The sequence below is a fragment of the Gemmobacter aquatilis genome, assembly GCF_900110025.1.
In the GTDB taxonomy this organism is placed as follows: domain Bacteria; phylum Pseudomonadota; class Alphaproteobacteria; order Rhodobacterales; family Rhodobacteraceae; genus Gemmobacter; species Gemmobacter aquatilis.
The window spans coordinates 61,753-77,007 of the sequence record NZ_FOCE01000002.1 but is presented as its reverse complement, the minus strand read 5'-3'; the positions used below and the strand labels follow the sequence as shown (position 1 = coordinate 77,007).

Annotated in this window: 11 protein-coding genes; 4 read left to right on the top strand and 7 right to left on the bottom strand. The window is 63.3% G+C overall.

Annotated features, from left to right (window positions below; all coding sequences use genetic code 11):
- The first annotated feature begins 558 nt into the window (after positions 1–558).
- Positions 559–3,456, top strand: a complete 2,898-nt coding sequence (locus BMX43_RS04115) for a Hint domain-containing protein (protein WP_091297414.1) — start codon at positions 559–561, stop codon at positions 3,454–3,456.
- 383 nt (positions 3,457–3,839) lie between these two features.
- Positions 3,840–6,080, top strand: a complete 2,241-nt coding sequence (locus BMX43_RS04110; RefSeq protein WP_091297411.1) for a Hint domain-containing protein — start codon at positions 3,840–3,842, stop codon at positions 6,078–6,080.
- Positions 6,081–6,108: 28 nt separating this feature from the next.
- Here BMX43_RS04110 and BMX43_RS04105 read toward each other — a convergent pair whose 3' ends face one another.
- The 7 genes from BMX43_RS04105 to BMX43_RS04075 all read right to left on the bottom strand — a co-directional run bounded on the left by BMX43_RS04105 (position 6,109) and on the right by BMX43_RS04075 (position 14,554).
- Entirely contained in the window at positions 6,109–6,696 is a 588-nt protein-coding gene (locus BMX43_RS04105; RefSeq protein WP_425431774.1) for a nucleotidyltransferase family protein, read from the bottom strand.
- Positions 6,697–6,782: 86 nt separating this feature from the next.
- Positions 6,783–9,203, bottom strand: a complete 2,421-nt coding sequence (locus BMX43_RS04100) for a GcvT family protein (protein WP_091297409.1) — start codon at positions 9,201–9,203, stop codon at positions 6,783–6,785.
- Between the two features lie 148 nt (positions 9,204–9,351).
- On the bottom strand, positions 9,352–10,650 hold the full coding sequence (locus BMX43_RS04095) for a branched-chain amino acid ABC transporter permease (protein ID WP_091297406.1): 1,299 nt from the start codon (positions 10,648–10,650) through the stop codon (positions 9,352–9,354).
- On the bottom strand, positions 10,650–11,660 hold the full coding sequence (locus BMX43_RS04090; RefSeq protein ID WP_091297404.1) for a branched-chain amino acid ABC transporter permease: 1,011 nt from the start codon (positions 11,658–11,660) through the stop codon (positions 10,650–10,652). The genes BMX43_RS04095 and BMX43_RS04090 overlap by 1 nt, the downstream gene beginning before the upstream one ends.
- A gap of 4 nt (positions 11,661–11,664) precedes the next feature.
- Positions 11,665–12,375 carry an ABC transporter ATP-binding protein gene (locus tag BMX43_RS04085; protein ID WP_091297402.1) on the bottom strand — a complete coding sequence of 237 codons (711 nt, stop codon included), beginning with the start codon at positions 12,373–12,375 and terminating at the stop codon, positions 11,665–11,667.
- Positions 12,376–12,455: 80 nt separating this feature from the next.
- On the bottom strand, positions 12,456–13,244 hold the full coding sequence (locus BMX43_RS04080; protein WP_091297400.1) for an ABC transporter ATP-binding protein: 789 nt from the start codon (positions 13,242–13,244) through the stop codon (positions 12,456–12,458).
- A gap of 125 nt (positions 13,245–13,369) precedes the next feature.
- On the bottom strand, positions 13,370–14,554 hold the full coding sequence (locus BMX43_RS04075; protein WP_091297396.1) for an ABC transporter substrate-binding protein: 1,185 nt from the start codon (positions 14,552–14,554) through the stop codon (positions 13,370–13,372).
- A 150-nt stretch (positions 14,555–14,704) separates the two neighbouring features.
- Between BMX43_RS04075 and BMX43_RS19725 the strand changes: the two genes are divergently transcribed.
- Together BMX43_RS19725 and BMX43_RS04070 are read left to right on the top strand one after the other, a co-directional pair.
- Positions 14,705–14,845, top strand: a complete 141-nt coding sequence (locus BMX43_RS19725; RefSeq protein ID WP_175482019.1) for a hypothetical protein — start codon at positions 14,705–14,707, stop codon at positions 14,843–14,845.
- Positions 14,846–14,855: 10 nt separating this feature from the next.
- Positions 14,856–15,254 carry a DUF805 domain-containing protein gene (locus BMX43_RS04070; protein ID WP_091297393.1) on the top strand — a complete coding sequence of 133 codons (399 nt, stop codon included), beginning with the start codon at positions 14,856–14,858 and terminating at the stop codon, positions 15,252–15,254.
- Position 15,255: the final 1 nt, after the last annotated feature.

Genomic DNA, 15,255 nt, shown 5'->3' with positions numbered 1-15,255 from the left:
TCGTTATCCGTTACGCAACAATGCGTGTGATCGCGCTGCATGGGGCTAGCAGGCAAGCATTTGTTTTAGATGGGGTTGCCCGACATATCCACAGCTCTATCCACCAAAATGGCGTCGCATTGCGAAACAATCCTGCCCAGTTTCGCATCGATTCCGGTATTTTTTCTCCGCCATTCAAGCCGTTGCAGGCGCAGCATCCACGGCGTGCCGCAATTTTTTCACTTTTCGGAAAGCATAACTGGGGGTATCTAGAACATGTCTCGTCTGGGTGAGATGTGTTGGCCGTGGGGGCGGTCGTCAGTGGTATCGCGTCGCAAGACGCCAGGGTGTAACGAAAAGCGCTGCCAAGCTTCGGAATGTTGTATTTCTGATTTGTCCCGCGAAGGGACGTTGTTTTGGACGCACCCGTGCGCGGGAGGCGGCGTTATTTTTCATCCTCCGATCTGATGTCTGGTCGAGCGGCGCAGGGTCCAGTGTTTTTGGGCCGCGTCAAATGGGCCTTCTGGCCCGCCGATGTGGATCAAGGCCTTTGGGCCCTGCTGAGATGAGGAAGGTGCTATGCCGGTTATCGCATTCTACAACCTGGACGATTCCGGGACCATCGCCGAAGACTCGGCGCTCGGAAACGGTGCGCAGAATGGGCTTTATTACAACGGCGCCGTGTCGGACGGAGTGAATGCCGTGCTGGATGGCGTCGATGACGCGGTGAAGATCTTCAACAATGACGTGTTCCAGATGGATCGCGGTACGCTGGAGATCAAGTTCAACACCGCCGCGTCCGGCAGCGACGACACGCAGACCGTGCTGTCGCGGGACAGCGCCGGCGAAACCGATGGCGGTTTCCGGATCGAGCGTCTGGCCGATGGCTCGCTGCAGATCACCCATGAAAGCGCCGCAGGCGGCACCTTCACCTATAACAGCGCCGCAGGCTTTGCCGGTGTCGGCGAAGACGTGAAGGTCAGCTATTCCTGGGACGAGACCAGCGGCGGCCATATCCTGCTGGAAAACGCCACCACCGGCACCAGCGAAACCGCCGATACCCCGGCCGGTCTGACGATGGATCAGACTAGTGCCGGCATGAACAAGAACTGGATCGTGGGCGCCGGCCAATCGACCGCCTCGCCCGACGCGCTGAACAATATTGACAGCCATTTCGCGGGCACTGTCGATTATTTCTCGCTGTCCGATACGGTGGACAATCCGCCGGTCTGCGACGAAGACCCGACCGCCAATCCTGACGATGCGGTGACGGACGAGGATACCCCGGTCACCATTCCGGTGCTGGACAATGACACCGATCCCGCAGGCGACCCGCTGACCGTGACCACGGCGACGGCGGAAAACGGTACGGTGACCATCAATGACGATGGCTCTGTCACCTACACGCCGAACGAGAATTACAACGGCCCCGACACCATCACCTACACGGTTTCCGATCCGGGGGGGAACACCTCCACCTCGACGGTCACGGTGACGGTGAACCCGGTGAATGACGATCCGGTGGCCAATGACGACATCGGCTCGACCGACTTCCAGACGGCAGTCACCGTCAATGTGCTGGGCAATGACACCGATGTGGATGGCGACACGCTGTCGATTCTCGGCACGCCGGTTTCGGCAGATGGCTCGGTTACAGTGAACGGCGATGGCACGATCACCTTCACCCCGAATGACGGGTTCTCGGGTGACGCGACGATCACCTACGAGGTGACCGATGGCAATGGCGGCACCGATACCGCCACTGTTACGGTGACCGTGGGTGATGGGCCTGTGCGCGATGGCTATGTGGATGGCACGGCGGGCGGCGATCTGATCGACGTGGCCTATACCGGCGACCCGGATGGCGACATGGTGGACGCCAATGACGCGCTGCTGCCGGGTGCCGTGGGCGACGACGATTTCGTGCGCGCCTTCGATGGCGACGACACGGTTTATGCCGGGGCGGGCGACGATACCGTCAATGCGGGCTCGGGCAATGATCTGGTCTATACCGATGCGGGCAATGACTCGGTTGGCGGCGGCTATGGCAATGACACGGTCACCACCGGCGAGGGCAGCGACCTCGTTTATGGCGGCATCGGCGATGATGTGATCGACAGCGATGCGCCGGGCTATCAGCTTCCTGACCGCGACTATCCGGGCCTTTACCCGGCTGACAGCGACCCGACCGACGATCTGGATACCGTCTATGGCGGCATCGGCCATGACACGATCCGCACCGGCGACGACGCGGATGTGGTTTATGGCGGCTCGGGCCGGGATCTGGTCGATGGCGGGCTGGATGATGACACGCTGATGGGCGGTCAGGGTGGCGATACGATCGTGGGCGGCGAAGGGGCCGATCTGATCGACGGCGGCAATGACCATGACGTGATCTTCGGCGGCTATGATGCCAGCGCCCCGGACGAGCTGAACATCCCCGACGAAACCGATCTGCGCCCCGACAATGCTGATGACACCATCATGGGCGGCGAGGGTAATGACACGATCTTCGGTATGGACGACGCCGATGTGATCTATGGCGGCACCAATAACGATGTGATCGACGGCGGAATCGACAACGATACGATCTCGGGCGACGAAGGCCGCGATCTGATCACCGGCGGCCATGGCGATGACAGCCTGTCGGGCGGCGACGATCAGGACACGTTCTTCGTGACCAGCGCCACCGATGGCGATGGCGATGTGGTGGATGGCGGTGCCGGTGGGACCGACTGGGATACGCTGGATCTGACCGGTTCGGGCGAGTTCCGCATCGTGGACCGGGTGACCGACAGTGACGGCAACGGCTTTGATGGCCGGGTGGAATTCCTCGACAGTGACGGCAACGTCACCGGCGGGCTGACCTTCACCAATATCGAGGATATCGTGCCCTGCTTCACCCCCGGCACGCTGATCGCGACGCCGCGCGGTGAAGTGCCGGTGGAAGAGCTGAAAGCCGGCGACCGGGTGATCACCCGCGACAATGGCATCCAGCCGATCCGCTGGGTCGGTGCCAAGAAGATGGGTTGGCAGGATCTGTCGCTGAACCCGCATCTGAAGCCGGTGCTGATCCGTCGCGGCAGCCTTGGCAACGGTTTGCCGGAGCGGGACATGATGGTGTCGCCCAACCACCGCGTGCTGGTGGCCAATGACCGCACGGCGCTTTACTTCGACGAGCATGAAGTGCTGGTCGCGGCCAAGCACCTGATTGCGGGCAAGGGCGTGCATGAGGTGGACAGCATGGGCACCACCTATATCCACTTCATGTTCGACCGCCACGAGGTCGTGTTGTCGAATGGTGCCTGGACCGAAAGCTTCCAGCCCGGCGACTATACGCTGAAAGGCATGGGCAATGCCCAGCGTCAGGAAATCTTCGAGCTGTTCCCCGATCTGAAGACCGAGGAAGGGCGCGAGAATTATGGCGCGGCGCGGCGCACGCTGAAGAAGCACGAGGCCCGTCTGCTCGTGAAATGAGTTATGCAGCACTGCCCCGCGCCGTAAGGCCAGGGCAGCGGAAAAAGGGGCCCCTTGCGGGCCCCTTTTTTTGTGTTCCGTCCCGGAACGGTGCTTGCCGGTCAGGAAGCTTGTGGATTTTTAGGAAACTTTGCCACAGCTTTGCCTGATTTCCGCTGATTGCGAAGGGGTATGGCCGCAATCCGGTCAGGAACTGTTCACGCTTACGCCGCTATCCTCGCTCAGACAGAATAACAGATTGGTCCGTCTGGTGAGGCGGGCCTTCTCGGATGTTTGGGAAAAGAGTTGGTTCCGATGGCGATTTGTATTGGGTTTCATGTCGGTTTTCTTCCGGTTGTGCTGGGCGCAACGCATTGCGCTGAACCCAGGTAAGGGAGGCGGCCATGGCGACGACATTCAACTGGATCTACCTCGGCACCTCCACCACCTCGATGGACAGGTTCGAGGGCAATGCCACGTCGGACAACGCTGCCGCGTTCAATGGCCAGACCTTCGGCTCATCGGCCTCGCCGCTGTTCAGCAAGATCACCTCTGCCACAATGATCGACAATGGTGGCACGGCCAGTGCGCTGGATACCAATAACAACGCGTCGAACGACCAGTTCACCACCAATATCGGCGCGGGCACCCAGACCTTCACCTATGATGGCAATGCCGCCTATAACGCCACGATCACCTATGCCGATGGCACCACGGCCACCGTGACGGCGGTTGTGGCGCAGACCACGACAGGCGAGCTGTTCCTGTCGCCGGAACTGACGGCGAACACGGATACGACCGCCTATGAGGCCAAGCCGATCCTGTCGATCACACTGAACAGCGTCAGCAGCGCGACCAATGTGAACTTTGCGACGGATCGTTACTTCACTGCCTTTGACGATGGCTATATCGACGGCACGTCCGGTGGCGATCTGATCAATGGCAGCTATGTCGAGCCTGCGGCCAATGGTTCTGACAAGGTTGACAACACTGATGCGGGCCTTGCCGGATCCAGCGGCAATGACGATTACATCCGCGCCGGAGCCGGGAACGACACGGTTATGTCGGGTTTGGGCAATGACAGCGTTTATGCGGGCATAGGCAATGATTCCGTCGATGGCGGGGATGGCAACGATACGCTGTATGGCGAAGACGGCGATGACACGCTTCTCGGCGCGGCAGGAAACGATCAGATTCGTGGTGGCATCGGCAATGACAGCCTGTATGGCGCGGCCGATGCGGATACGCTTTATGGCGACGATGGCTCTGACCATCTGTTCGGGGGCACGGGTGCCGATCAGCTTTTCGGCGGTACCGGGGATGACACGCTGCAGGGCGGTGATGGCGCAGATATCCTGAATGCCGGTTCCGGCATGGATTATGCCGATTATTCTGACAGTGGCAGCGGAGTTTCCATTGATCTGAATACCGGACTTGGCGGCGGCGGCACTGCGGCGGGCGATACGCTGAGCGGCGTCGATGGTATCATCGGCTCGGGTTACAACGACACGCTGCTGGGCTTTGATGGCCAGGGCAGCGGGGCGGATACCTATACCAACATCTTCTATGGGGCCGCAGGTAATGACTCGCTGGATGGCCGTGGCGGGGATGATGCGCTCTATGGGGGGGCGGATCATGATACCGTGCTGGGCGGGGATGGGGCGGATTCGGTCTATGGCGATGCCGGGAACGATTCTGTCGATGGGGGCGCGGGCAATGACCAAGTCTATGGCGGGGATGGCGACGATATCGTTAACGGCGGGATCGGCGCGGACAGCCTGTATGGGGGCGCGGGCAATGATACCCTGTCGGGTGGCGATGGGGCTGACCTGCTGGACGGTGGCGATGACCGGGATGTGTTTGCCAATCTGACCGTCGGGGATACCATCGTCGGCGGTGGCACGGGCGACGACCATGACGAACTGGATCTGACGAGCTGGGGCAAAGACCACACCAATATCATCTTCGACCCCGATAATCCCGAGAACGGAACGGTCGAGTTTCTGGATGATTTCGGCAATGTCATCGGCACGATGACCTTTACCGACATCGAACAGGTTGTGCCTTGCTTTACCGCTGGCACCAAGATCCTGTGTGAAGACGGAGACGTGCTGGTCGAAGACCTGATCCCGGGCAAGGCGGTGCTGACGCGCGACAATGGCTGGCAGGTCATCCGCTGGCTGGGGCGGCGGCGGATCGCCGAGGCGGATCTGCTGGTGCAGCCGAATTTCCGGCCGGTGTTGATCAGCAAGGGCGCGCTGGGGGATGGGTTGCCGGAGCGGGACATGATGGTCAGCCCGCAACACCGGATGCTGGTGACGGGCACGCGGGCCGAGATGCTGTTCGGCGAGCACGAGGTGCTGGTCGCGGCGCTGCATCTGGTGGGAATGGAAGGAATTACAAGGGCTTCTCCGCCGGGTGTGACCTATTTCCACCTGCTGTTCGACAAGCATGAAATCATCCGCGCCGATGGCTGCTGGACCGAGAGCTTCCAGCCGGGCGATCTGACGTTGGCGGGGATGGACGACGCACAACGCAATGAAATCCTGTTGCTATTCCCGGACCTGCAGGCCCCGGGCGGCCGCTATATGGCGGCGCGGCGCAGTTTGCGGGCGCACGAGGCGCGGGTTCTTCTTCATTCCTGAATAATTTCAGAGCATTGCGCGGCGAAGCTCAACTTTGCCGCGCGGCGCGCCAGGCGGCCCAGTCTTCGGGTGTATCCAGATCGGTCAGCGCGGCTTGCCCCGGCAGATCGACCAGATGCAGACACGCGGCATGGGCTTTCAGCACGGCGCGGGCGCCTTCGTCGCCGGTGAGGTTGGCGAGGGCGGGCAGCAGATCGGCGGGGATCAGAACGGGGTGGCCGGGGGTGCCGTGGCTGGCGCCGCGCAGGATCAATCTTGAATTTTCATAATGTAATTCAACAAGTTGCATGATAATCTTCGCGTCGATCTCTGGCATGTCGGCGGGCAGGATCATCAAGCCCCCCCTCACCCCTGCCGCCCCGGCGCGGATCGATGCGGACATGCCAAGGTCCGCATCGGGCACGATAATCTGCGTCACCGGCAGACCTTCCAGCGCGGCAAGGCGGGCCGGGTGATCGGGCGGCAGGGCCACGCGCACCGGGGCGCCGCTGGCCAGCGCGGCCAGCGCGGCGCGGCGCAGTTGCGGCTGGCCATCGACCTGTTCCAGCAGCTTGTCACCGCCGCGCATCCGGCTGGAGGCCCCGGCAGCGAGCAGCAGGATGGTAGGCGGGATCACCGGAACCGCCGCGAAAATCGGGGGGTGACATTGGTACACCCCCTGTACAGCAGGCGTCGGCTATCGGTGCCACGAAATTCCATGGCTCAGCCCCGCATCCGCGCGCCGTCGCCATCCCACAGCGGCGCGAGGTGGACGCGGGCGGGGCGGCGTTCGCCGAGAATCTCGATCTCGCAGGCGAGGCCGTCTTGCACCCTGTCGGCGGGCAGGAAGCCGAGGGCGACGGAGTGGCCCGTCCAATGCGAAAAGCCGCCCGAGGTGCAATAGCCGACCACGGCGCCGTCAAGCCAGATCGGCTCCCATGCCACCACATCGGCATCGGCGGCCTCGACGATGAAGGAGACGAGGCGGCGTTGCGGGCCGTTGGCCTTTTCGGCCAAAGCGGCGGCTTTGCCGATGAAATCGCCCTTGCCCCAGCGGATGAAGCGATCCAGCCCGGTTTCGGCCGGGGTGTAATCGGGGCTGTATTCGCGGCCCCAGCTTCCGAACCATTTGTCCAGCCGCAGCGACATCATCGCGCGCATCCCGAAGGGGCGCAGGCCCAGATCCTGCCCGGCGGCCCAGAGCGTGTGCCACAGGTGGCGCACCGACATCTGATCGGTGAAAATCTCGAACCCCAGATCGCCGGTATAGCTGACGCGCTGCACGAGGCAGTTGGCCATGCCGACAGTCATCCGCTTCACATCCATGAATTTGAACGATTGTTCGGAAACATCGGCGCGCGTCACGCGCGACAGCAATTCACGCGCCAGCGGCCCGGCGATCTGGAAGCCCGAGCGCGTGTCGGAGATGTTTTCAATGTGAACACCTGTTTCGATATTCTGATCGAACCAGCGCATGTGCCAGCCCTGCGCGCCATAACTGGCGGTCAGTTGAAAGTCGTCGTTCGACAGGCAGGAGACGGTGAAATCGCCGATGATCTTGCCGCTTTGCGCCAACATCGGCGTGAGGCTGAGCCGCCCCGGTTTCGGGATGGCGCCTGCCATGATCCGATCCAGCCAGGCGCGGGCGTTCGGCCCGGTGACGCGATATTTGCCGAAGTTCTGCACCTCGTTGATGCCGACGGTATTGCGCACGGCCTGCACCTCGGCCCGGGTCGGGCCCCAGGCGTTGGAGCGTTTGAAGGACGGGGTTTCATAGCGGGGTTCGCCGGGCAGCGCGTGGTAATTCACCACCTCCAACCCGTATTGCTGGCCCCAGACGGCGTTCATGCCGTCGAAAATATCGAACATCGGCGTGGTGCGGAACGGGCGCGCGGCGGGGCGTTCTTCGTTCGGGTAAGAGACGGAGAAGCGCATCTGGTAGTTTTCGATCACCTTGGGCACGGTGTAGCCCGGTGAGGTCCACCCGCCGAAACGGGCGACATCGAAGCCGCGCGGATCGCGTTCCACCTCGCCTTGGATCATCCATTGGGCGAGGGCGAGGCCCATGCCGCCGCCCTGCGAAAAGCCCGCCATGACGGCGCAGGCCGACCAGTAGTTGCGCAGGCCGGGCACCGGGCCGATCAGCGGGTTGCCATCGGGGGCGAAGGTGAAGGGGCCATGGATGACGCGCTTGACGCCCGTGCGTTCCAGCACCGGGAAGCGGCGATAGGCGAAGGCGACGGAATCCTCGATCTTGTCCCAGTCTTCGTTCAGCAGTTCGTGGCCGAAGGTCCAGGGGGTTTGATCGACCGACCAGGGTTCGCAGGGTTTTTCGTAAAAGCCGATGCAGAGGCCGCGGCCTTCCTGCCGCAGATAGGATTCGCCGCCCGGGTCCATCACATGCGGGAATTCGCGGCCCGATTTCAGGAAGTTGACGATTTCGGGGATGTCGTCGGTGACGAGATATTGGTGCGCCATCGGCAGCAGCGGCAGATAGACGCCGGCCATGGCGCCGATCTCGCGTGCCCAGAGGCCACCGGCATTGACCAGATGTTCGGCGATGATGGTGCCCTTTTCGGTCACCACCTCCCAGCCTTCGGGATGGGGGTTGGTTTCCAGCACGCGGTTGTGCAGCACGATTTCGGCGCCGCCCATCCGCGCGGCCTTGGCATAGGCATGGGTGGTGCCGGAGGGATCGAGGTGGCCATCAAGCGGGTCGTAAAGCGCGCCGATGATGCCTTCGAGATTGACCATTCCGTCGGTCAGCTTAGCAATCTCGGCGGGGCCGAGGATTTCGGTCTCCAACCCCATGTAGCGGTGTTTGGCGCGTTCGGCCTTGAGCTGTTCAAAGCGGGCCGGGTTGTCGGCGAGGGTGATGCCGCCGACATGGTGCAAGCCGCAGGACAGGCCGGTGATCGCCTCCAGCTCTTTATACAGGCGGATGGTATAACCCTGAAGCGCCGCCATGTTGGTATCGCCGTTCAGTGTGTGAAACCCGCCCGCCGCGTGCCAGGTGGAGCCGGAGGTCAGCTCGGACCGTTCGACCAGCATCACATCGGACCAGCCGAGTTTGGTGAGGTGATAAAGGACGGAACAGCCGACGACGCCGCCGCCGATGACCAGAACGCGGGTATGGGTTTTCATGGGGCACTCCGTCGCGGGTTTGGGTCAGGATGGCGGGCGGGGCGCGGTGCATCATGCGCGGGGGCGACAGGATGTGTCGGATTCCGTGCGGGGCGGCAGGAATCGAAAGGGCGCCCGAAGGCGCCCTGACGGGGGAAGGTTGGGGGGCTTACTTTTCCGGCAGCAACCCGCGCGGGCTGAAGCGCAGGACCAGCAGCAGGATCACCCCCAGTGTCAGCAGGCGCATGTGTTGCGCGCTGTCCACCAGATGGGCCTTCAAGGCGCCTTCGGGCAGGCCTGCGGTGATGGCGCCCATGATGTTGGGGCCGACCTGTTCGACGATCAGATACAGCCAGCCGATCAGCAGCGCGCCCAGCACGGCGCCCCAGTTGTTGCCCGATCCGCCAACGATCACCATCACCCAGATCAGGAAGGTGAAGCGCAGCGGCTGGTAGGTGCCGGGGTTCAGGATGCCGTCCATCGACACGAAGATCGCCCCGGCCACGCCGATCACCGCCGAGCCGAGGATGAAGACATGCAGATGGCGGCGCGTCACGTCCTTGCCCATGGCGGCGGCGGAAATCTCGTTGTCGCGGATGGCGCGCATCATCCGGCCCCAGGGGCTGTTGAGCGCGCGTTCGGACAGGAAGACGATGGAGACCAGCACCACGGCGATCAGCGCGGTGTAGCACAGCTTGACGAAGATCGACGAGCCGGTGACCGGATCGAAGCCCCAGTTCGCCGCCATGTCGGTGAACCAGGCGGTGCGCTGCAGATCGACCTCGAAAGGCACGGGCCAGGGGCGCTCGGACAGGTTGACCATCTTCACACCACGGGCCAGCCAGTCTTCGTTCTTCATCACCGCGACCACGATTTCGGCAATGCCGAGCGTGGCGATGGCGAGGTAATCCGACCGCAGGCCGAGCGCGGTCTTGCCGATCGCCCAGGCGGCGGCGGCGGCCAGCAGCCCGCCCAGCGGCCAGGCGAAGAGCAGCGGCAGGCCCAGCCCGCCAAGGTTGCCGGAGACCGAGGGGTTGATCGCCTCGACCGCCGTCACCGCCGGATCGAACACGGCGCGGAACAGGAAGAAGCCGCCGATCAGCACCACCAGCAGCGCCAGCGTGCGGCTGCGCCCGGGCGCCATGCGGCGATACAGAACCACGGCCAGACCCAGGATCGCGGCGCCAAGGATCAGCCCGCCGAGCACGCCCAGCCCCCCGGCCTGCCAGGCGGCGGCCACCGGCGGCGCGGCGGTCAGCGCCACGGCCAGACCGCCCAGCGCGGCAAAGCCCATGACGCCGGTGTTGAACAGCCCGGCATAGCCCCATTGCATGTTCACCCCCAGCGACATCAGCGCAAAGACCAGCGAGATGTTGAGGATATAGAGAGACTGGTTCCAGCTTGCCATGAGGCCGGTCAGCAGGAACAGGACGGCCACGCCGCCGAACAGGAACAGATTGCGCGACATCAGAAGGATTTCCCCTTGAACAGGCCGGTCGGCATGAACAGAAGCACGATGATCAGGATCGCAAAGCTGACCGCGAATTTGTAATCGGTGGACATCAGTTGCAGCAATCCGTCAGGGGCGAGACTGTCGGGCACAAGGTAGGTGACCACCTTTTTCCAGGCATAGGTCAGCATCACCTCGGAAAAGGCGATGACGAAGCCGCCCGCGATGGCGCCCAAGGGGCTGCCCAGACCGCCGACGATGGCCGCCGCGAAGATCGGCAGCAGAAGCTGGAAATAGGTGAAGGGCTTGAAGCTTTTGTCCAGCCCGTAAAGCACCCCGGCGATGGTGGCCAGCGCCGCCGCCAGAATCCACGTCACCTGCACCACGCGGTCGGGGTTGATGCCCGAGAGCAGTGCCAGATCCTCGTTATCGGAAAAGGCGCGCATGGATTTGCCGGTGCGGGTTTTCTGCAGGAACCAGAACAGGAAGGCCACCACCACCACGGCGGTGATGACGGTCACGGCCTGCGACCCCTTGATCGCCAGACCTTCGGACAGGCCGGTCATCTTCTTGAAATCACCGGCGGAAATCAGGAAACGACCGCCATCGGCGAAGTTCTGATCCTCGACCCCGATGATCAGGCGGACGATGCCGTTCATCACGAACATCACCCCCATCGAGACGATGACCAGGATGGTCGGCGCGGCCTTCTGCTTGCGGTAGAAGCGATAGACCGCGCGGTCGGTGCCCAGCACCAGCGCCGCCGTGACGGCGATGCCGAAGGGCAGGGCCAGAAGGGCGGTGGGCAGCACCCCGAAGCTGATCCCCATCGACTGGAACCACCAGGTGAACAGGATGGTGACCATGGTGCCGAAGGCCATGGTGTCGCCATGGGCGAAGTTGGAAAAGCGCAGGATGCCGTAGATCAGCGTGACCCCCAGCGCACCCAGCGCCAGTTGCGCGCCATAGGTCAGGCCGGGGACGAAGACGAAGTTGAGGAAAGCCACAAGGGCGTTGAGAATATCCATGGCCTTAGCCCCCCAGGAAGGAACGGCGGACTTCCGGGTCGGCCAGAAGGGCGCGGCCGGTGTCGGTGAAGCGGTTGGCGCCCTGCACGAGGACATAGCCTTTATCCGCAATATCAAGCGCTTGCCGCGCGTTCTGTTCCACCATGAGGATCGAGATGCCGCTGCGCGCCACCTCGATGATGCGGTCGAACAGCTCGTCCATCACGATGGGGCTGACGCCTGCGGTGGGTTCATCGAGCATCAGCACCGAGGGCTGGGTCATCAGCGCGCGACCCACGGCGACCTGTTGGCGCTGGCCGCCCGACAATTCGCCCGCGGGCTGGTGGCGTTTCTGCTTGAGGATGGGGAACAGGTCATAGACCTGCGTCATGGTATCGGCGAAATCGTCGCGCCGGATGAAGGCGCCCATTTCCAGATTCTCCTCGACCGTCATCGAGCCGAAGATGTTGTGGGTCTGCGGCACGAAGCCCATGCCCTTGGCGACGCGATCCTGCGGCGACAGGGCGGTGATGTCTTCGCCCGCCAGCCGCACCCGGCCTTCGCGCAGGCGCAGCATGCCGAACACCGCCTTCATCGCGGTGGATTTGCCCGCGCCATTCGGGCCGACGATCACGGCGATTTCGCCCTTTTCGACGGCAATGGTGCAGGAATGCAGGATGTCGGCGCCACCATAGCCGCCGGTCATCGCTTCACCGATGAGGAAAGGTTCAGCCATGCTGCACCTCTTTCATTTTCTGTTTGAAAATATCCCGGGGTCCGGGGCAGCGCCCCGGGCGCATCCGCCCCATGCTGCGTTCAGACATGTGCGCCCTCCTTCACCTTGTTCTTCAACCCGGTGCCCAGATAGGCCTCGATCACCCGTTCGTCGTTCTTCACTTCGTCAACCGTGCCTTGCGCCAGCACCTTGCCCTCGGCCATGCAGATGACCGGGTTGCACAGGCGGGCGATGAAATCCATGTCGTGTTCGATCACGCAGAAGGTATAGCCGCGCTCCTGGTTCAGGCGGATGATCGCGTCGCCGATGGTGTTGAGCAGGGTGCGGTTCACACCCGCCCCCACCTCGTCCAGAAACACGATCTTGGCATCGACCATCATGGTGCGGCCCAGTTCGACCAGCTTTTTCTGGCCGCCCGAGATCTGGCTGGCCTTGGCATCGGCGATATGGCTGATGGTGAGGAAATCCAGCACCTCGTCGGCCTTGTCGCGCAGGCGCTTTTCCTCGGCGGTGATGCGGCCCCGGTGGAACCAGGCGTTCCACAGCCGTTCGCCCGATTGCTGCGCGGGCACCATCATCAGGTTTTCGCGCACGGTCATCGAGCCGAATTCATGCGCGATCTGGAAGGTGCGCAGCAGGCCCTTGGCAAACAGCGTGTGCGGCGGCAGGCCGGTGATGTCTTCGCCATCCATCAGCACGCGGCCCGAGGTTGGCGGCAGGCGGCCTGCGATCACGTTGAACAGCGTGGTTTTCCCGGCGCCGTTCGGGCCGATCAGCCCGGTGATGGAGCCTGTCCGGATTTCCAGCGAGGCGCCATCGACGGCATGGAAGCCGCCAAAATGTTTATGCAGATTTTCGACAACGATCATCCGATGTCCCCCAGTGGCGCGACGGATGCTCCGCGGTTGATCCCCGGTAGCGGTGCGCCAGTTGTTATGGCAACGGCCCGGGGCAAGCCCCGGGCCGCGCTGATCTGTTTATACGGCGGCGGCGCTCAGCGGAACTTGTCCGTGGTGAAGGCGCCGTCTTTCACGCTGTATTCGCGGAAAGCGCCAGCGGATTCGCCGGAACCGACCAGTTCGACGGCAGTTGCGCCAACATAGTCGATATCGGTGCCCGCCGCGATCAGCTCCAGCGCCTTGCCGAGTTCGCCCGGATAGACCGGCTCGCCCGGGGCGTTGGCGACATCCATCACCTTGGCGGACCAGTCTTTGCCCGCAGTGGATTTCGCCGCTTCCATCGCCAGCAGCATCAGCGCCGCCGCGTCATAGCTTTCGCCCGAATAGGCCGAGGCGCCGTCGAAGCCAGCCGCCTTGGAAATCTCGATGAATTTGGCCGAGCCGGGGCTGTCGGTGCCGGGGACGGTGCCATAGGAGCCATCGAGCGGTGCGCCGATCGCGGCGATCAGGCTTTCGCCATACATGCCATCGGGCAGGAAGAAGGTCGAGAAGGCGCCCGAATCGACCGAGGCCTGAATCATGCCCTTGCCGCCCTGATCGACGTAACCGGCCACCACCAGCACATCGCCGCCCGCCGAGGCCAGCGCCGCGACTTCGGCGGAATAGTCGGCCTTGCCGTCTTCATGCGGCGAAGACAGGGTGACCTTGCCGCCCTTGGCCTCGAACGCCTTCTGGAAGCTTTCGGCCAGACCCTTGCCGTAATCGTTGTTGGTGTAGGTGACGGCGGCCGAGGTCACGCCCTTGTCGGCCAGCACATCGGCCATGATTTCGCCCTGACGGGCATCCGACGGGGCGGTGCGGAAGAACAACCCGTCATCTTCGGCCGAGGACAGCGCGGGCGAGGTGGCGGAGGGCGAGATCATGCCGACGCCATTGGGGCGCGCGACGTTCTGCAGCACGGCGCCGGTGACACCCGAGCAATCGCCGCCGACAATGCCCGCCACCTTGTCGGAGGTGACCAGACGTTCGGCAGCCGACTGGGCGGCGGCGGCATCGACGCAGGTGCTGTCACCGCGCAGCGGGGTCACGGTGGAGCCACCCATGAACTTGCCCGACTCGGACACTTCCTTCATCGCCAGTTCGGCGCCGTTGGCCATGTTCGGAACGGTGGATTCCAGCGGGCCGGTGAAGCCGAGCAGAACGCCGACCTTGACCTCTTCCGCGCTGGCGATGCCGGCGAAGAGGGCGGTTGCTGTGGTGGCAAGCAGCAGTTTTTTCATTGGTTTCTCCCATGTCGAAACAGTCTTATGGGGCGCAGGCTAGATCGGGCGTCTTGAAAAGAAAAGCGCCGTTTGTGGCCCATATGCCGCAGAATGATCGGGTGACGCGGGGTCAACGGACGCTGCGGCGCGGCATGCTGCGGGTGCCCGATGCGCAAGGGCTGCGATTTTTCCGATATGGCGCAGGGATTTGCCGGGGGACTTGCCGGTGCGGCGGGGCGGGCCGGGCAATCGGGCGATGGACAGGCCCTGCCGCGCCATGGCAGGCTGGGTGACAGCTTGGGCCGGTAAAGGACCGATAATGACCTTTGTTGACGCCGTGAAATCCGCCTATCGCAACTATGCCACCTTTTCCGGGCGCGCCGCGCGGTCGGACTATTGGTGGTTCGTGCTGTTCACCGTGCTTGTTTCGCTGGCCATTGCCGCGGTCGAGGGGGGCGGGCAGGGCAGCATGGGCCATGGCATGATGGGCTATGCCTACGATGCCGGGCCGGTCGGCTCGCTCTGGTCGCTGGTCAATCTGCTGCCCGGACTGGCGCTTGGCGTGCGGCGGCTGCACGATCTGGACAAATCCGGCTGGTGGCTGCTGCTGGTGCTGGTGCCGCTGATCGGCTGGATCTTCCTGCTGGCCTGGTTCTGCATGAAGGGCACGGCGGGCGCCAACCGCTTTGGCGCCGACCCTCTGGCCGCTTCTTCGTAAG